This is a genomic window from Streptomyces sp. MMS24-W38, from assembly GCF_059889265.1.
Window position 1 is genome coordinate 1,600,657 of sequence record NZ_JCBCPP010000001.1, and the last position, 17,584, is coordinate 1,618,240.

At 71.9% G+C, this 17,584-nt stretch carries 11 protein-coding genes and 1 pseudogene; 3 read left to right on the forward strand and 9 right to left on the reverse strand.

The window, feature by feature from the left end; genetic code table 11:
- Window positions 1-3: 3 nt before the first annotated feature.
- From AC6F7H_RS05935 to AC6F7H_RS05945, 3 genes are all read right to left on the reverse strand, one after another.
- Window positions 4-1,911, reverse strand: coding sequence for an acetolactate synthase large subunit (locus AC6F7H_RS05935; RefSeq protein WP_500755666.1), 1,908 nt, complete (start codon window positions 1,909-1,911; stop codon window positions 4-6).
- A gap of 219 nt (window positions 1,912-2,130) precedes the next feature.
- Window positions 2,131-5,196: a putative bifunctional diguanylate cyclase/phosphodiesterase gene (locus AC6F7H_RS05940; RefSeq protein WP_500755668.1), complete on the reverse strand. Its 3,066-nt coding sequence runs from the start codon at window positions 5,194-5,196 to the stop codon at window positions 2,131-2,133.
- 372 nt (window positions 5,197-5,568) lie between these two features.
- The gene (locus tag AC6F7H_RS05945; protein ID WP_500755669.1) at window positions 5,569-6,519 is read right to left on the reverse strand and encodes a 2-hydroxyacid dehydrogenase; all 951 of its coding nucleotides are present in this window, start codon (window positions 6,517-6,519) and stop codon (window positions 5,569-5,571) included.
- A 75-nt stretch (window positions 6,520-6,594) separates the two neighbouring features.
- Between AC6F7H_RS05945 and AC6F7H_RS05950 the strand changes: the two genes are divergently transcribed.
- A complete protein-coding gene (locus tag AC6F7H_RS05950) occupies window positions 6,595-7,593 on the forward strand; it encodes an aldo/keto reductase (protein ID WP_500755670.1) in 999 nt (332 codons plus the stop codon).
- Window positions 7,594-7,745: 152 nt separating this feature from the next.
- Window positions 7,746-8,906: a PQQ-dependent sugar dehydrogenase gene (locus tag AC6F7H_RS05955; protein ID WP_500755671.1), complete on the forward strand. Its 1,161-nt coding sequence runs from the start codon at window positions 7,746-7,748 to the stop codon at window positions 8,904-8,906.
- A gap of 243 nt (window positions 8,907-9,149) precedes the next feature.
- On the opposite strand, the pseudogene AC6F7H_RS05960 reads toward AC6F7H_RS05955, so the two are convergent.
- The 6 genes and pseudogenes from AC6F7H_RS05960 to AC6F7H_RS05985 form a co-directional block, all read right to left on the reverse strand.
- A pseudogene (locus AC6F7H_RS05960) lies at window positions 9,150-9,344 on the reverse strand (DUF6191 domain-containing protein); the annotation flags it as partial.
- Between the two features lie 39 nt (window positions 9,345-9,383).
- Window positions 9,384-12,479 carry a helix-turn-helix transcriptional regulator gene (locus tag AC6F7H_RS05965; protein WP_500761674.1) on the reverse strand — a complete coding sequence of 1,032 codons (3,096 nt, stop codon included), beginning with the start codon at window positions 12,477-12,479 and terminating at the stop codon, window positions 9,384-9,386.
- Window positions 12,480-12,586: 107 nt separating this feature from the next.
- On the reverse strand, window positions 12,587-12,772 hold the full coding sequence (locus tag AC6F7H_RS05970) for a hypothetical protein (RefSeq protein WP_500755673.1): 186 nt from the start codon (window positions 12,770-12,772) through the stop codon (window positions 12,587-12,589).
- A 293-nt stretch (window positions 12,773-13,065) separates the two neighbouring features.
- Complete coding sequence (locus tag AC6F7H_RS05975; RefSeq protein ID WP_500755674.1) at window positions 13,066-13,632, reverse strand: GNAT family N-acetyltransferase; 567 nt, start codon at window positions 13,630-13,632, stop codon at window positions 13,066-13,068.
- Window positions 13,610-15,901, reverse strand: a complete 2,292-nt coding sequence (locus AC6F7H_RS05980) for an MMPL family transporter (RefSeq protein WP_500755675.1) — start codon at window positions 15,899-15,901, stop codon at window positions 13,610-13,612. The genes AC6F7H_RS05975 and AC6F7H_RS05980 overlap by 23 nt, the downstream gene beginning before the upstream one ends.
- Before the next feature lie 263 nt (window positions 15,902-16,164).
- A complete protein-coding gene (locus AC6F7H_RS05985) occupies window positions 16,165-16,590 on the reverse strand; it encodes a hypothetical protein (RefSeq protein ID WP_500755677.1) in 426 nt (141 codons plus the stop codon).
- 186 nt (window positions 16,591-16,776) lie between these two features.
- On the opposite strand from AC6F7H_RS05985, the gene AC6F7H_RS05990 reads away from it, so the two are divergent.
- A complete protein-coding gene (locus AC6F7H_RS05990) occupies window positions 16,777-17,580 on the forward strand; it encodes an SAM-dependent methyltransferase (protein WP_500755678.1) in 804 nt (267 codons plus the stop codon).
- Window positions 17,581-17,584: the final 4 nt, after the last annotated feature.

Genomic DNA, 17,584 nt, shown 5'->3' on the forward strand with positions numbered 1-17,584 from the left:
CGCTCAGTCGTCTTCGTTGTCGCCGAAGTCGGGGCGGACGTCGCGGGCGGCCATGATCTCGTCGTTGGAGGTGCCGGCGGCGACCATCGGCCACACCATGGCGTCCTGGTGGACGATGAAGTCGACGACGACCGGGCGGTCGTTGATCGAGTTCGCCTCCTCGATGACCTTGTCGAGGTCCGCCGGGTCCTCGCAGCGGATCGCGTGGCAGCCCATGGCCTCCGACAGCTTGACGAAGTCGGGGACGCGGGTGCCCACGCTCCGCTGCGTGGCCGGTCCCACGGCGGAGCCGCCGTTCAGGCCGGTGGGGGCGTTGTTCGTCTCGACGGGGCCGGAGCCCAGCACGGTGTTGGAGTACCGCTGGTTGTAGAACAGGGTCTGCCACTGGCGGACCATCCCGAGAGCGCCGTTGTTGATGACGGCGACCTTGATCGGGATGTTGTTCAGGGCGCAGGTGGTGAGTTCCTGGTTGGTCATCTGGAAGCAGCCGTCGCCGTCGATCGCCCAGACGGCCCGGCCGGGCTGTCCGGCCTTGGCGCCCATGGCCGCCGGGACGGCGTAGCCCATGGTCCCGGCGCCGCCGGAGTTCAGCCAGGTGGCGGGCTTCTCGTACTGGATGAAGTGCGCGGCCCACATCTGGTGCTGGCCGACGCCCGCGGCGAAGATCGTGTCCTCGGGCGCCAGCTGTCCGATGCGCTCGATGACCTGCTGCGGGGAGAGCGAACCGTCCTCGGGCTGGTCGTAGCCCAGGGGGTAGGTGTCGCGCCAGCGGCTCAGGTCCTTCCACCAGGCCGCATACCGCGACCTGGCGGCCTCGCCCCAGTGGCCCTCGGCGTGCTCCTTCTGGACGGCCTGGACGAGGTCGGCGAGGACCTCGCGGGCGTCACCGACGATCGGCACGTCGGCGGCGCGGTTCTTGCCGATCTCGGCCGGGTCGATGTCGGCGTGGACGATCCTGGCGTACGGGGCGAAGCTGTCCAGCTTGCCGGTGACGCGGTCGTCGAAGCGGGCTCCGAGGGCGACGATCAGGTCTGCCTTCTGCAGCGCGGTGACGGCGGTGACCGCACCGTGCATGCCCGGCATTCCCACGTGCAGCGGGTGGCTGTCGGGGAATGCGCCGAGTCCCATCAGGGTGGTGGTGACGGGAGCACCGGTGAGTTCCGCGAGGACCTTCAGCTCGGCCGTGGCGCGGGCCTTGATGACACCGCCGCCGACGTAGAGGACCGGCCGCTTCGCGGAGGTGATCAGCTTGGCCGCCTCGCGGATCTGCTTGGCGTGCGGCTTGGTGACGGGCCGGTAGCCGGGCAGGTTCATGGTGGGCGGCCAGGAGAAGGTGGTGCGCGCCTGGAGGGCGTCCTTGGCGATGTCCACCAGCACCGGGCCGGGGCGGCCGGTGGCGGCGATGTGGAAGGCCTGCGCGATCACCCGGGGGATGTCCTCGGCCTTGGTGACCAGGAAGTTGTGCTTGGTGATCGGCATGGTGATGCCGACGATGTCCGCTTCCTGGAAGGCATCCGTGCCGATCGCCTTGGAGGCGACCTGGCCGGTGATCGCGACCAGCGGCACGGAGTCCATGTGCGCGTCGGCGATCGGGGTGACCAGGTTGGTGGCGCCGGGGCCCGAGGTCGCCATGCAGACGCCCACCTTGCCGGTGGCCTGCGCGTACCCCGTGGCCGCGTGGCCGGCGCCCTGCTCGTGGCGGACCAAGACGTGACGCACCCGGGTGGAGTCCATCAGCGGGTCGTAGGCGGGAAGGATCGCACCGCCGGGGATGCCGAATACCGTGTCGGCGCCGACCTCCTCGAGAGAGCGAATGAGGGACTGCGCGCCCGTGACGCTCTCGGGGGCGGACTGCTGTCCTCCGGATCGGGGCCGCGGCTGCGGATGGGCCCCGGTGGCCTGCTCGGTCATCGGCTTCTCTTCTCGATGCTGAGGGTTCTTGCGAGGTGTGTGCGGGCGGTGCGGCAGGTGCTGGTGCAACAAAAAACCCCTCGTGCCAAAAGGCAATCGAGGGGAGCGCGCCGGGCGGGGGCGCCGAGCAGTCGATGCTCAGCGTCAGCCGACGCGCTTTCCAAGTACGAGAATTCGGGTGCGCATGGCATTGACCCTCCCCCCGACGTGCACCGACTGTCAAGTGGGTGGGACGGGCGTCTCATCATGTGAGCGTAGAGTCGTGCCGCCTCTGAGCATGGTGGCCACCCCCGACGTGTACCCGCCGGAGCCGCCGCCCGCGAACGCGGGTTCGGCCGGCCCGTGCGGCATCGGACAGTGACCGGCGCCGAGCGCCCTGCGCAGCCGGTACTCGTCCAGGGGGCCGGAGAAGGCCATGCCCTGCCCGTGCGTGCACCCCATCGCGCGGAGGGCGACGACCTGCTCGGGCAGGTCCACCCCGTCGGCCACGGACTGCATCCCGAGGTCGCCGGCGATCCGCAGCAGTCCGCTGGTGATCTTGTGCAGCCGCGCGGACTCGACCACGCCCTCGACCAGGCTGCGGTCGAGTTTGAGCACGTCGACGGGGAGCCGCCTGAGGGCGGTAATCGCCGCGTAGCCGTCGCCGAAGCCGTCCAGGGCGATGCGGACGCCGACGCGCCTGAGGGCGGTCAGGCGGCGCTCCAGCTCGTCCAGGCAGACCCGCGGGTCGGTTTCGGCCACCTCGACGACCAGCGAGCCGGAGGGCAGTCCGTGCCGGGTGAGCAGGGCCTCGATCGAGCTGAGCGGCAGTGAGCGGTCCAGCAGCCTGCGGGCGCCGAGCCGGACGGCCACGGGTACCGACACCCCCGTCGCCTGCCGTTCGGCGGCCTGCTCGACCGCCTCCTCCAGCAACCAGCGGCCCAGCTCGGCGGTCTTCTCGCTGTCCTCGGCGACACGCAGGAACTCCGCGGGGGTGAACAGCACCCCCTGCGCGGAACGCCAGCGCGCCTGCGCGCAGACCGAGGTGATCCTGCCGTCCTCCAGGGACACCACCGGCTGGTGCAGCAGCGCGAACTCCCCGTCGTGCAGCGCGGCGCGCAGCCGGGTGGCCAGCTCCGCCCTGCGGACGACGTCCTGCTGCATCTGCGGCCGGTACAGCTCCACCCGGCCCTTGCCGCCGGCCTTGGCCCGGTACATGGCGAGGTCCGCGTTGCGCAGCAGTTCACCCGCGCCGAGGGCCGGTTCGGCGAAGGCCACACCGATGGAGGCGTTGACCCGGACATCGTTGCCGTCGATGAGGTAGGGCTGGGACAGGGTCACTCTGAGGCGGTCGGCGAGCTCCAGGATGTGCCGCTCGCGGGCCTCCCGGTCACGGGCTCCGTCGCCCACGATCAGGGCGGCGAACTCGTCGCCGCCCAGCCGGGAGGCGGTGTCGCCCTTGCGGACCGCGTCCCGGAGTCTGCGGGCGGCGTGGATGAGCAGCTCGTCCCCGGCCTGGTGGCCGATGGTGTCGTTGACGGCCTTGAAGCCGTCGAGGTCGATGAAGAGCACGGCCGTGCCCCTGAGGGCGGCACCCCGGTCGGAGGCGCGGCGGCCGGACAGGGCCTGCTGGACGCGCCGGGTGAACAGGGCGCGGTTGGGCAGGTCGGTCAGTGGGTCGTGTTCGGCGTTGTGCTGGAGCTGCGCCTGCAGGCGCACTCTCTCGGTGACGTCCCGGCTGTTGAAGATGAGGCCGCCGTGGTGCCGGTTGACGGTCGACTCCACGTTCAGCCAGCCTCCCCCACTCTCGGCTTCTCCCCCACTCTCGGCTTCGCTCGAGCGGGGGGACCTCCCTGAGCGGGAGGTGCCCCCGCCGCCGGAGCGGAAACGGCACTCGATGCGCGTGGTGGGTTCCTCGACGGGGCTGGCGGAGAGGAAACGGCGCACCTCGTGCACGACGCAGCCCAGGTCCTCCGGGTGGATGAGCTGGGCCAGTTCCGTACCCACCAGCTCCTCCGCGGGACGGCCGTACACCCCGGCGGCGGCCGGGGAGACGTAGCGGAGCACGCCGCTGGGGGCGGCGATCATGATGACGTCGCTGGAGCCCTGCACCAGGGAGCGGAAGTGGTTCTCCTTGTACGCCAGTTCCTGGGTGAGGGTGATGTTGTCGAGCAGCATGATGCCCTGGCGCACGACGAGTGCGAGCACCACGGTGCCACCGGTGAGCAGGACCACGCGGTCGACGCTGCGGCCGTTGAGGACGGTGTAGAGGATGCCCAGGGTGCACACCGCCGCGGCGAGGTACGGGGTGAGCGCGGCGAGGGAACCGGCGATGGGCCGGGAGACCGGATAACGGCCGTGCTCACCGCCGGGTCCGGGGAGATGGTGGTGGCCGGGTCCGCCGCGCTGTCCGGGCAGGTGCTCGCGCACCACGCGCGTGTGCCCCTCGTCCTCGGACCGGTCGCCCCTCGATCCGGTCCAGGGTGCGTACGCCAGGAGCAGCGAGCCGGCGAACCAGCCCGCGTCGAGCAGCTGTCCCGAGCGGTAGGTGTCGTGCAGCAGCGGGGAGGTGAACACGGCGTCGCACATCACGGTGAGCGCGAGCGCGCCGATCGCGGTGTTGACCGCGGAGCGGTTCACCGCCGACCGCCGGAAGTGCAGGGCGAGCACCATGCTGACCAGCGCGATGTCGAGCAGCGGATAGGCCAGCGACAGCGCGGTGTGCGCCACGTCCTCACCGCCGACCTGCGCGGCCTGGGCGAGCGCGAGGCTCCAGGCGAGGGTCAGCAGGGAGCCGCCGATCAGCCAGGCGTCCAGCCCCAGACAGACCCAGCCGGCCTTGGTCACGGGCCGTTTGGCGAGTACCAGCAGCCCGACGATGGCGGGGGGCGCGAAGCACAGGAAGAACAGGTCCGCGTAGCTGGGGCTGGGCACGGGCAGCCCGAGAACGACCTCGTACCACCCCCAGACCAGGTTGCCCAGGGACGCCATGGCGGAGGAGATGCCGAACAGCAACCAGGCGGGCCGGAAGCTGACGCGGCGGCCGCGCGCGTAGAGGAAGCAGGACACGGCCGCCGCGGCCGCGGCGGCGCTCAGCCCGAAGTCACCCATGACCAGAGCGAGTCGGTCCGATCCCCAACCGAGCGCGGCCCCGATGGCATAGACCGCGCAGACGAAGGCCAGGACGAGCTGCGGGACCAGGCCCGCCCGGCGGTCCACGGCCGTCGGGCGGGCCGGCGTCACTCCCGGGGCGGACTGCGTCCGCACCGTCCCCTCTAGCGTGGACGTGGAGGCCGGCGCACTCACCGGTCCCTCCCGGTCCGCGCTGCCTCCACGTTCCTCGGATGCCGCGACACCTCCACGCCCCCCGGGTTCCGGGGCGCGGGGCGGGGCGGCCACTCGCCGCGGTGACCCCGGCGGCGCGCAGTCGTGCGCCAGGGTCGCCGACGGCGGCTCCGTCGCGTCGGATCGCTCGTCCATAGGCCGTGCATCGCCCGTCGCCCCCCTCACAGTCCGCAATGTCAATCCCCCGCGCCGATCGGTCGGCGGCGCAGCCCCTGTCGGGACGATACACCAGTCTCGTCACTCAGGGACATAGCTTCTCTACTCTCCGTAACGATCACCCGACGCGTGAGCACCCATCGCACCCGAACGGTCGCGGACCGTGCTCGAAGCGGACTACGCGCTTGCCGCCCCCGTCACCAGGATCACGTTGCGGAGCTCCTCCTGGTTCAGGAAACGGTTCAACTGGTCCACCAGCAACCGCTCGGCACGCGGCCGGAAGGCGGAGGTGGGTCCGCCGGCGTGCGGGCTGATGAGGACGCCCGGCGCCCGCCACAGGGGATGTTCCGCGGGAAGGGGTTCGGGATCGGTGACGTCGAGGGCCGCGGTGATACGGCCGCTCTCCACCTCGGTGAGCAGGGCCGAGGTGTCGACGACGGGCCCCCGCGCCACGTTCACGAGCAGGGCGCCGTCCTTCATCCGGGCCAGGAAGCCGGCGTCCACGAGGTGCCGGGTGGACTCGGTCAGCGGGGTGGCGAGGACGACGACGTCCGCCTCCGGCAGCAGCGAGGGCAGTTCGGTGAACGGATGCACCGGGCCGCGCGCCGTGGTGCGCTCGGAGCGCGCAACGCGCGCCACCCGCGCGAGCTCGAACGGGGCGAGCCGGTCCTCGATCGCCGCGCCGATCGATCCGTACCCCACGATGAGCACGTTCCGGTCGGCGAGCGCGAGCCGGAATCCCCCGAGCCACTCCCCCTTGTCCTGCGCCCGCACGAAATCGGGCAGGCCGCGCAGCGAGGCCAGGATCAGGGCGAGCGTCAGCTCCGCCGTGCTCGCCTCGTGCACACCCCGCGCGTTGCACAGCCGCACGCCGGGGCGCAGGTGCCGCAGACCCGGCTGCACGTGGTCGATGCCGGCGGACAGGGTCTGCACGACCCGGACGGAGCTCATCAGCGGCAGCGGGCGCACCCCGACCTCGCTGGGCTTCATGTACGGCACGACGTAGAACACGCAGTCGGCCGGGTCGGCGGGGAAGTCCTCGGCGCCGTCCCAGAAGCGGTATTCGGGCCCCTCGGGAAGGCCCTCGATCTCGTCCGGCGGGAGGGGAAGCCATACGTCAGCAGTCATGGCCAGGAGGCTATGTCAGGGGCGTACGGCGGCAGAGGTTAGGTTGGTGGCCGGGAGAGGGAGGGTCACGACCAGGTGGAGCGCAGGACGATCGGCGCGACGGCGCTCGCGGTGGGGGCCGTCGGACTCGGATGCATGCCGATGAGCTGGGCCTACAGCACCTCGCGGCAGCGCGGCGAGGACTCGCTCAGGGCGGTGCACCGGGCACTCGACCTGGGCTCGACGCTGCTGGACACGGCCGACATGTACGGCCCGTTCACCAACGAGCTGCTGTTGGGGCGGGTGTTGAAGGAGCGGCGTGCCGACGCCTTCGTGTCGACGAAGGTCGGTCTGCTGGTGGGCGATCAGCACATCGTGGCCAACGGCCGCCCCGGATACGTGAGAAGAGCCTGTGACGCGTCCCTGCGTCGGCTCCAGACGGACGTCATCGATCTCTACCAGCTGCACCGCGCGGACCCGGAGGTGCCGGTCGAGGAGACCTGGGGCGCGATGGCCGATCTCGTCCGGGCCGGAAAGGTACGGGCGCTGGGGCTCTGCGCGGTCGGCGCGCGGTCGGCGCGGCGGCCGGGGGCGCGGCTGCACGACACGACGATCCGGCAGCTGGAGCGGGTGCAGCAGGTCTTCCCGGTGAGCGCGGTGCAGGCGGAGCTTTCGGTGTGGTCGCCGGAGGCGGTGGAGGCGCTGCTGCCGTGGTGCGGGGCACGCGGTGTGGGCTTCCTGGCCGCGATGCCGCTCGGCAACGGCTTCCTGACCGGAACGCTGACACCGGGTGAGGGATTCGAGGCGGACGATCTGCGCGCCCGGCACCCGCGCTTCACGGCCGAGATGATGGCCGCGAACCAGCCGATCGTGGTCGGCCTGCGCCGTATCGCCCGTCGGCACGGTGAGGACGTCACCCCGGCGCAGGTGGCTCTGGCCTGGGTGTTGTCCCTGGGCGGGCAGGTGGTCCCGGTGCCGGGCGCCAAGCGGGAGCGGTGGGTCGCCGAGAACGCCGGGGCGGCGGAGCTGCGCCTGACGGAAACGGACCTGGCGGAGATCGCGGCGCTGCCCGCGGCGCAGGGGTCGTGGGACTGAGGCGGGACTGGGCCGGGGGCCGAGGCCGGACCGGGGCCGGGGCTGAGACAGGGCTGCGCGGTGATCGACGATTCGGACTCGCGTGATCGGGAACCTGTGAGGCGCGAGCGGGGTATGACAGGTAGAACCTGCCGCGTCGAAGGGACAAGATCGTGCACCATCGAGCCGTTACGGCCGTGCTGGCCGCCGCCGCACTTCTGCTGACGGCCGGCTGTTCCTCCGGCGACGGAGGAGCGTCGGGTGGAGGCGACACCCCGTCGAGCCGTGCGACGGGGCAGTCCTCGCCTGCGGAGCGCGGCGCCGAGGAGACACCCCCGGCGAAGGGCTCGGTGAAGGTGCTCCGCACGGTCACCGAGAACCTGAACACCCCCTGGGGTCTCGCGCCCCTGGCCGACGGCGATCTGTTGGTGTCCTCCCGGGACGAGGCGACGATCACCCGGGTCGACACGAAGACGGGCGAGAAGTCCGAGCTGGGCGAGGTGCCGGGGGTGGCGCCGTCCGGCGAGGGCGGTCTGCTCGGCATCGCGCTCTCCCCGGAGTTCGCCTCGGACCACATGGTCTACGCCTACTTCACCTCGGCCTCGGACAACCGCATCGTCCGCATGATCTACGACGAGAAGAAGCCCGCGGGTCAGCAGTTGGGCGCACCCGACACCGTCTTCCGGGGCATCCCCAAGGGCGTGGTCCACAACGGCGGGCGGATCGCGTTCGGTCCGGACAAGATGCTGTATGTGGGCACGGGCGAGAGCGGGGACACCGGACTCTCCCAGGACAAGGAATCCCTGGGCGGCAAGATCCTTCGACTGACCCCGGAAGGTGAGCCGGCACCGGGCAACCCGTTCCCCGACTCCCCGGTGTACTCGTACGGCCACCGCAATGTGCAGGGCCTGGCCTGGGACGGCAAACAGCGCCTGTTCGCCTCGGAGTTCGGCCAGGACACCTGGGACGAGCTGAACGCGATCAAGCCCGGTGACAACTACGGCTGGCCCGAGGCCGAGGGCTCGTCCGACCACGGCGGCTTCCACAATCCGGTAGCCCAGTGGAGGACGGACGAGGCCTCCCCCAGCGGCATCGCGTACGCCGAGGGGTCGATCTGGATGGCGGGCCTGCGCGGCGAGCGCCTGTGGCGGATCCCGCTCAAGGGAACGGAGGTCTCGGCGGACCCGCAGGCCTTCCTCGAGGGCGAGTACGGCCGGCTGCGCACGGTGGCGTCGGCCGGCGGCGACAAGCTGTGGCTGGTCACCAGCAACACGGACGGCCGCCTCACCCCGAAGAAGGGCGACGACCGCATCCTGGAGGTGCGGGTGAGCTAGTACTTGTCCGGCGGATCAGGTAGCAGGAGATCGACGGCGCCTTGTCAGCGCGGGCGAGCGGGGGCAATGGGGGTCCCTCCCGCTCACGGGGGTCCCTCCCGCTCGAGCGAAGTCGAGAGTGGGGGAGAAGTCGAGAGTGGGGGAGTCGGCAACCGACGACAACGCCGCTGGGGCCCCTGCTCGAAGAGCTTGGGGTAGGGCGTCCCGGATCCCGTGTCTGCGGCATGATCCGCCGGACAGGTCCTGAGGCCCCTCGTTCGGTTCCGGTTCGGGGTGGGCCGGTGACGGGCGTACGACGACCTTTCCGGAGGCGAGGTCTATCGGGCCGCGTCCGGGGTCGGCGTCGCCGACGTCCTCCCGGGTCAGCTCCAGCCGCTTCTGCTCGTCGTGGGTGTGTTTGCGGCCGGGTGCGAACAGTTCCTCGAAGAAATTGAACATCGCTCCCCCCCTTTCAGGGCCGCGTGGGCGTGGCACCCATTATCCCGCGGCCTGCCGGTCGGTCTCGGCCGGGAAGAGGTCCAGGCGATGGGCCAGTGCCGCCGCCTCGCCCCGGCCGGAGACACCCAGTTTGGCGAGGATGTTGGACACGTGGACGCTGGCCGTCTTCGGTGAGATGAACAGCTGCTCGGCGATGCGGCGGTTGGTGTGGCCGGCGGCCACCAGGCGCAGCACGTCGCGTTCCCGGCCGGTGAGGCCGAGGGCGTCGGCCGGATCCGTGGGCGCCGGGGCGGACTCACGGGCGGCGGGGGCCGGTGTGATGCGGGCGCGCCGGGCCAGCAGGGCGACCGACCGGGCCAGCGGGGCGGCTCCGAGATGCTCGGCGACGGCTCCGGACAGCCGCAGCAGCTCCGTGGCGCGGGCGCGCTCGTCCTCGCCCGCCCCGGAGGCGAGCAGCGCCTCGGCGAGCCGGAAGCGGACCCGCGCGAGGTCGTAGGGCCGCTCCAGCGGTTCCAGCGCGGCGACGGCGGCGGCCCACTCCCCCGGCACCGACCGGCCCTCGGCGCGCAGCAGTTCGGCGCGCAGCCACACCTCGTACGCCTGCCACAGCGGCACGCCGGTCGCCAGGCTCTTGGCCGCCGTGCGGAGGCGTCCGAGGATCCGCGGGCGATCCGGTTCGGTGGCCGGGTCTCCGTGGGCGTCGGCCTCGGCGGTCGCGGCGGCGAGCAGCAGCGGCCAGCCGTAGCGCTGGGTGCCGGGTGGGAACCCCGAGTCGAAGTCGCCGAGAGCGGTGAGCAGTTCGGTTCGGGCGTCGGCGAGACGGCCCTCGGCGGCGGCCGTCCCGACGGCGACCCAGGCCATCGGCAGGGAGTACTGCGGCATGGAGTCGTGGGTGCCGAAGGAGGCGCGGGCCGCGCCGAGATGACGGTGCGCGGTGGCCAGGTCGCCCCGGTCGAGGGCGAGATGGGCCAGCCGTACCCAGGCCCCGGCCCGCGGCTTGGCGCTCTGCTCCAGGTGCTGGGCGCCGGCTGCGGCCTCGGCCGCCTCGTCCCAGCGGCCGAGGGAGTGGAGGGACTCGGCGAGGTTGCCCCACACCCAGCCCTCCGCGTCCAGCAGCCCGAGCCTGCGGGTGACCCGCACGCCTTCGCGCAGGAGTCCGGCCGCCTCCTCCGAGCGGCCGATGCCTTCGAGGACGGAGGGCAGGTTGATGTGGCTGCGGCCCACCACCGTGTCCACACCCAGTTCGGTCGCCCGCTCCTTGACCTCGTACATCTCGGCGAGGCCGGCGTCGATGGCGCCGGCGTCGACCATGAGGCCCCCCAGGGTGAGCCGGGCGTTGAGTTCGATGTCGTGGGCGCCGACCATGCGCGCGTACTCGACGGCCCGTTCGGCGGCCGCCATGGCGTCGGGGCCCGGTTCGTGCAGCATGGACCAGCCGGCGGCGGAGGCGAGCACCTCGGCATGCACTTCGGAGGGCGGCAGGCCGCGCACCAGGTCCTGGGCGAAGCCGAGTTCGGTCCAGCCGTCGCCCCGGGAGAGGGACGTGGTCAGCCGGGAGCGCTGCACCCAGAACCAGGCGGCGCGCAGCGGGTCCGGTTCCTCCTCGAGGACGCGCAGCGCCCGCTTGGTGATCTTCATGGCACGTTCGCGTTCCCCGCAGAGCCGTCCGGCGACGGCGGCCTCGGCCATCAGGTCGAGGTAGCGCAGGGGGGTGGTCTCGGGGTCGCTGCCGCTGGGGGTCCCCCCACGCCCTTCAGGCAGTGGGGAAGGGTAGATCGCGGCGTAGTCGGCGGGGCGCAGGGTGGCCCGCAAGCCGTCGGGGACGGCGTCCCACAGTTCCATCGCCCTTTCCAGCAGGCCCAGTTGCTCGGAGTAGGCGTGGCGCCTACGGGCCTCGACGGAGGCGTCGAGGACGGCGGGCAGCGCTTTGGCCGCGTCGTGGGCGTGGTACCAGTAGCTGGCCAGGCGCGTCACCCGCTCGTCGGCGGGCACGGGCGTGGGGTCGGCCTCCAGGGCCTCGGCGTAGCGGCGGTTGAGGCGGGAGCGTTCGCCGGGCAGCAGGTCGTCGCTGACGGCCTCGCGGACCAGGGAGTGGCGGAAACGGTAGCCGTCGCGGTCGGGCGCGGGCGTGAGGATGCTGGCGTTCACCGTCGAGCGCAGCGCGTCGAGGAGGTCGTCCTCGGCGAGCCGGGCGACGGCGGCCAGCAGCCGGTACTCGACGGTGGAGCCGCCCTCGGCGACGAACCGGACCACCTGCTGGGCGCTCTCCGGCAGCCGCTCGACCCTGACCAGGAGCAGATCGCGCAGGGAGTCGGTGAGACCGGTGCGGCAGCCCTCGTGGGAGGCGACGGCGAGCTCCTCGACGAAGAAGGCGTTGCCGTCGGAGCGTTCGAAGATCTCGTCGACGCGGTCCGGTTCGGGTTCCCGGGCGAGGATGCCGGCGATCTGACGGCCGACCTCCTCGCGGTTGAAACGGCGGAGTTCGATGCGGTGGACCGTGCGGAGCCGGTCGAGTTCGGCGAGGAGGGGGCGCAGCGGGTGACGGCGGTGGATGTCGTCGGAGCGGTAGGTGGCGAGGACGACGAGGCGGCCGGTGCGCAGGGTGCGGAAGAGGTAGGAGAGCAGATGCCGGGTGGAGGCGTCCGCCCAGTGCAGGTCCTCCAGGGCGAGGACGACGGTGTGCTCGGCGGCGACGCGCTCCAACAGGCGGGCGGTGAGTTCGAAGAGGCGGGCCATGCCCTGTTCGTCGCGCCGGGCCTCGGGGGCGACGGTGCCGAGTTCGGGCAGCAGGCGGGCCAGTTCCTCCTCCTGCCCGGCGGCCGCGGCGGCGAGTTGGTCGGGCAGTTCGCGGCGCAGCTGTCGTAGGGCGGTGGAGAAGGGGGCGAAGGGCAGTCCGTCGGCGCCGATCTCGACGCAGCCGCCGAGCGCGACGACCGCGCCCCGGCGGCGGGCCTCGGCGGCGAACTCCTCGACGAGGCGGGTCTTCCCGACACCGGCCTCTCCCCCGATGAGCAACGCCTGCGGATCGCCCGCGCCTTCGGTGGCGCGGGCGAGCGTGGTGTTCAACGCGTCGAGTTCACCGGCACGACCGACGAACACGGGACTGACGGACCTGGTCTCCACGGCCCCGAGCATCGCACGAGGGTCCGACATCGCGGCACCGGTTTTCACCGCGTGGAGCACCACCGGACGACGCCCGTCGGCGACGGGAGCGGGCCGGATCCCTCTGCTCACCTCGGTGTTCATACGGCTCGGGCGAACCGGTGCCGGCGTGGGCCGCGGCTATGGCTCTCGGGCTCGGCGCCCCGCGCGGCGGCTCCGCGGCGGGCGGCGCGCTCGAGACGGACGGCCTCGCGGGCCTGATGATCCTGCTCTGCCTCGCGGATGAGCTCGGTGGAACGGTACTTGTGGATCTCGTACTCGTACATGGTGTGATCCCTCGGAGAGTGGGGGTCGGACATCGCTTTCCGCGATGCCTCCACCTTCGTCTCCCAGGCGGGTCGGCCACATCGGAAGAGTTCCGCATCTTCAGCGGCCGTCGGGGCCTTAGACATGCGGGAAGATACGCGTGAGGGGCCTTAGACCGTCCGTGAGGTGCTCGTGGACGGCTTAAGAGCTCCGAACAAAATGGGCGCCTGATCGGCTTGCGGCGTCATGGGGTCCCCCTGCTCGAGCAAAGCCGAGAGCTTGGGGGAGCGTGCGATCGCAAGGCGCCGGAAGGTTATCGGTCCACGCGCGCGCGTGCCCGCCGCCATTCGGGGGCCAGGACCGACCACACCTCCAGGTCGTGCCGTACGCCGTGGTGGAGATGGGCCTCGCGCCGCACCCCGTCCCGGGTCATGCCGAGCCGGCGGGCGGTGTTGAGGCTGGGCTCGTTACCGGCGGCGGCGACCCACTCCACGCGGTGGATGCCGCGCTGCTCGACCGCCCAGTCGATCAGCACCCGCATCGCTCGGGTGACGAGCCCGCGCCCGGTGGCGGCGGGCTCGAGCCAGCAGCCCACCTCACAGGTGCCGTTCTCGGCGTCGAAGTGGAGGGTGAGCACCCCGCCCACGAGCCTGCCGTCCAGCCACAGGCCGTGCAGCGAGGCCGTGTCGGCGGCGCGGAGGTCGGCGTACCGCTGGAGCGCCTCCCGCGCGGTGGGCACGTCGGTGGCCCGGGAGCCGAAGGGGACGTACTGGTTGATGAACTCCCGGCCCCGCTCCAGATGGGCGAGGAACTCCTCCGCGTGCCAGGGCTCCAGGGGGCGCAGTTCGGCTCCGTCGTCACCCAGTCGTATCGCGTACATCCCGCTTCCGCCCCTCCTGCTGTGCGGGCACGGTCGCCGCCCCGGCGTCCGTGGCCGTGGCCGTGGCCGTGGCCGTGGCCGTGGCCGTGGCCGTGGCCGTGGCCAGCCTTTCATGGGCGGCGCGGGCCTCAGGGGGCTCGATGCTGATGCGCGGCAGGATCCGGTCCAGCGAGCGCGGCAGCCACCAGTTGGCCCCGCCGAGCAGATGCATGAGCGCGGGGACCAGCAGGGTCCGCAGCACGAAGGCGTCGAGGGCGACGGCCACGGCGAGCGCGATGCCGAACATGGCGATCACTCGGTCGCCGGTCAGGACGAAGGCGAGGAAGACCGAGATCATGATGACGGCCGCGGAGTTGATCACCCTGCTGGTCTCCGCGAGGCCGACCCGTACCGCGCGCCGGTTGTCACCGGTCTCCAGCCATTCCTCGTACATGCGGCTGATCAGGAAGACCTGGTAGTCCATGGAGAGTCCGAAGAGGACCGACACCATGATCACGGGGAGGAAGGGTTCGATGGGACCCGCGCTGCCGAGGCCGAGCAGTTCGCTGCCCCAGCCCCACTGGAAGATCGCCACGACCACGCCGAAGGCGGCGGCGACGGCGGCCACGTTCATCGCGGCGGCCTTGAGCGGGATGGCGACGGACCGGAAGGCGAGCAGGAGCAGCAGACAGCCCAGGCCGATGACGACACCCACGAACACGGGCAGCTTGCCGACGATGACGTCGGCGAAGTCGTCGTAGCCGGCCGTCACCCCGCCGACCCGTACATCGAGGGTGGTACCGGCCTCGGCGCGCGGCAGCACGTCCTGGCGCAGCCGGTCGACGAGGTCGCTGGTCTGCTTCGACTGCGGGGAGGACTCGGGAACCACGGTGAGGTACGCGGTCCCACCGCTGGAGCTGTGGACCACCGGCCCCACGGAGGCGACGCCCTCGGTCGCGCTCAGCGTGGGGCCGAGCCGGTCCAGGGCGAGCCGGTCGGCGGCGCCGTCGACCTCGGTGACGAGGGTGAGGGGGCCGTTGACCCCGGGCCCGAAGCCGTCGGCGAGGAGGTCGTAGGCCTGGCGGGTGGTGGACGTCCTGGGTGCGTTGCCCTGGTCGGAGGTGCCGAGGTGCAGGGAGAAGGTGGGCAGCGCCAGCACCGCCATCACGACCAGTCCGAGCGCGCCGAGCAGCCTGGGGTGACGCTCGACGAACGCCGACCAGCGGGCGGCGAAGCCGGTCGGCAGCTCGGGCTGGGGGCCGAGTTCCGCGAGGCGGCGCCGCTCGCGGCGGCTGAGCGCTCGCATGCCGATGAACGACAGCAGGGCGGGCAGCAGGGTGACGGAGGCGGCCACGGTCAGCACGACGGTGAGTGAGGCCGCGACGGCGACGCCATTGAGGAAGTTCAGCCGGAGGATCAGCATGCCCAGCAGGGCTATGCACACGGTGGCACCCGCGAACACGACCGCGCGTCCGGTGGTGGCGACGGCCTCGGTGGCGGCCTCGGTGACGGACAGCCCGCGCTTCAGTCCGCGCCGGTGCCTGGTCACGATGAACAGCGCGTAGTCGATGCCGACGCCGAGTCCGATGAGCATGCCGAGCATGGGCGCGAAGTCGGCGACGGTCATCACGTGCCCGAGCAGCACGATTCCGGCGTAGGCGGTGCCGACCCCGACCAGCGCGGTGGCGATGGGGAGCAGCGAGGCTGCGAGCGAGCCGAAGGCGAGGAAGAGCACGACGGCGGCGACGACCACACCGATGACCTCGGCGAGGTGCCCTTCGGGTGCCTCGGTCAGTGCGGCGGCGCTGCCGCCCACCTCCACCCGGAGTCCGTCGGTCTCCGCGGCCTGGGCCGCCTCGACCACGGCCGCCGCCTCGGCCGGGTCGATGTCCTTGGCCGGGTCGTCGAAGGTGACGGTGGCGTAGGCGGTGCGGCCGTCCACACTGATCCGGCTGGGGCCCTGGTCGTCGTACGGGCCGGTCACGGCGGTGACGCCGGGCAGTTCCTCGATCCGGTCCAGGGTGCGGGTCATGGTCTGTTCGACGCCGGGGTCCCGGACACTGCCGGACGGGGTGTGCCAGACGAGGGTGTCGCTGTCGCCCCCGAGGGCCGGGAACCCTTCGTGCAGCAGCTCGGCGGCGTGTCCGGACTCGGTGCCGGGCACGTCGTAGTCGTTCGAGTACGCGGATCCGGTCGCGAAGGCCCCTGCCGCGACCCCGCCGAGGGCGAGGAGCCACAGCAGGACCGTGATCAGACGGCGTCGGACACACCAGCGTGCGAGGGCTGCCACGAAATGTGCTCCCAGAGTGACGGTGTGGATCTTTGACCGGGAGCAGCCGATATGACCTGAACAACCCGCAAAGAACGCATGAGCAATGCAATGCCACTGTTGCAGGCGAAAATGATCGATTGTCGTGTTCGTGGGCTTATTCACATCGACGAGGAGCGACTCACCGGACAAGCACACCGCTCCCCTCGCCGGATGTGACCCGTCTCACCCTTCACCCGCCCGTTCCGACCCGCGATTCAGTCGGATCAGCCGAGTCAGTCGGTTCAGTCGAACTGATCCCCCAGCGCCATCACCATCAGCCCCGCGACCAACAGCCACAGTGCCCTGCGGGTCCGGCCGCGGGAGCCCAGTACGGCGGCGAGGGCGCAGCCGCCGGCCCCGCAGGCATAAGCCACCGCGACGAGGAGCGGAGCGGAGCCGGTGAGGCGGAGCAGGGCGGCGGACAGCCCCGCGAGGGCGAGCACCACACCGGTGCAGACCGCGGCCCACCGCGCCCTGCGCGCCTCCCGCTCGTCGGCTCCGGCGTCCTCGTCCTCGGCGGTCTCGGCGGTCTCGGCGGTCTCGATGGTCCCGGCGGCCCCGGCGGCCCCGACGACGCCCGTCTCCTCGTCGGCATCGGCGTCCTGCGGCGCGTCGGCCGGCTCCACCCGAGTCTTCGGGGGTATGTCGGAATCTGCGCGTCCACTCATGCCGCGGGAGCGTAGCGCCTCGGGCTCGGAAACCCGGATGCGGGGGCGGTGGCCACCTGTTAGCGTCCGTCGGTCCGACGTTCCGCGGCAGCCCGCCGCCGGCCGAAGCAGGTGCTTTGATGACTGTCCGCCCGATTTCCGACGCAGTCCTTTCCCTCCACACGGACCCGAGGAGCCCGTTCACCGATGTCGGACATCACATCGAACACCCCGCACGACGACCTCACTAGCCGCCTGGCCCTCCCCCACTACCCCCGCAGCAGCGCCTACGACGTCCGCTGGACCATCGAGAACCAGATGGGGCCGCACGCGCTGTGGCTGCTGGAGTGGCTTTCCCCGGCCCTCGGCCTCGACACCCTGCGCCCCGGCGCCCGCGTGCTCGACCTGGGCTGCGGACGCGCCATGACGTCCGTCTTCCTGGCCCGGGAGTACGACGTTCAGGTCACCGCCGCCGACCTGTGGATCAAGCCCGACGAGAACGCGCGCCGCATCGCCGAGGCGGGCGTCGCCGACCGGGTGCTGCCGGTCCTCGCCGAGGCGCACGACCTGCCCTTCGGGGAGGAGAGCTTCGACGCGATCGTCTCCATCGACGCCTACCACTACTTCGGCACCGATGATCTGTATCTGCCGACGCTGACCCGGCTGCTCAAGCCGGGTGGACGGATCGGTGTCGTCGTCCCGGCGACGCGCGAGGAACTCGAGGGCACCGAGCCGCCGGAGCATCTGAAGCCCTTCTGGGAGCCCGCCTTCTGGTCCTTCCACGCCCCCGGCTGGTGGCGCCGCCACTGGTCCCGCAGCGGGGCGGTGGAGGTCGAGACGGCCGACTGGCAGCCGGACGGCTGGCGGGACTGGTTGCTGTGGAGCGAGGTGTGCGCCGAGGAGAGCTCCAGCGACTTCATGGCGGGCATGGCACGGACCTCGGCGGAGATGGTGCGCGCGGACCGCGGGCAGACGCTGGGCTTCGCCCGCGTGGTGGGCCGGCGCGCCTGACCGG

Coding starts and splice junctions, on each gene's coding strand:
- AC6F7H_RS05935 (WP_500755666.1), bottom strand. CDS start 1,911: ATGACCGAGCAGGCCACCGGGGCCCATCCGCAGCCGCGGCCCCGATCC.
- AC6F7H_RS05945 (WP_500755669.1), bottom strand. CDS start 6,519: ATGACTGCTGACGTATGGCTTCCCCTCCCGCCGGACGAGATCGAGGGC.
- AC6F7H_RS05965 (WP_500761674.1), bottom strand. CDS start 12,479: ATGCTCGGGGCCGTGGAGACCAGGTCCGTCAGTCCCGTGTTCGTCGGT.
- AC6F7H_RS05970 (WP_500755673.1), bottom strand. CDS start 12,772: ATGTACGAGTACGAGATCCACAAGTACCGTTCCACCGAGCTCATCCGC.
- AC6F7H_RS05975 (WP_500755674.1), bottom strand. CDS start 13,632: ATGTACGCGATACGACTGGGTGACGACGGAGCCGAACTGCGCCCCCTG.
- AC6F7H_RS05985 (WP_500755677.1), bottom strand. CDS start 16,590: ATGAGTGGACGCGCAGATTCCGACATACCCCCGAAGACTCGGGTGGAG.
- AC6F7H_RS05990 (WP_500755678.1), top strand. CDS start 16,777: ATGTCGGACATCACATCGAACACCCCGCACGACGACCTCACTAGCCGC.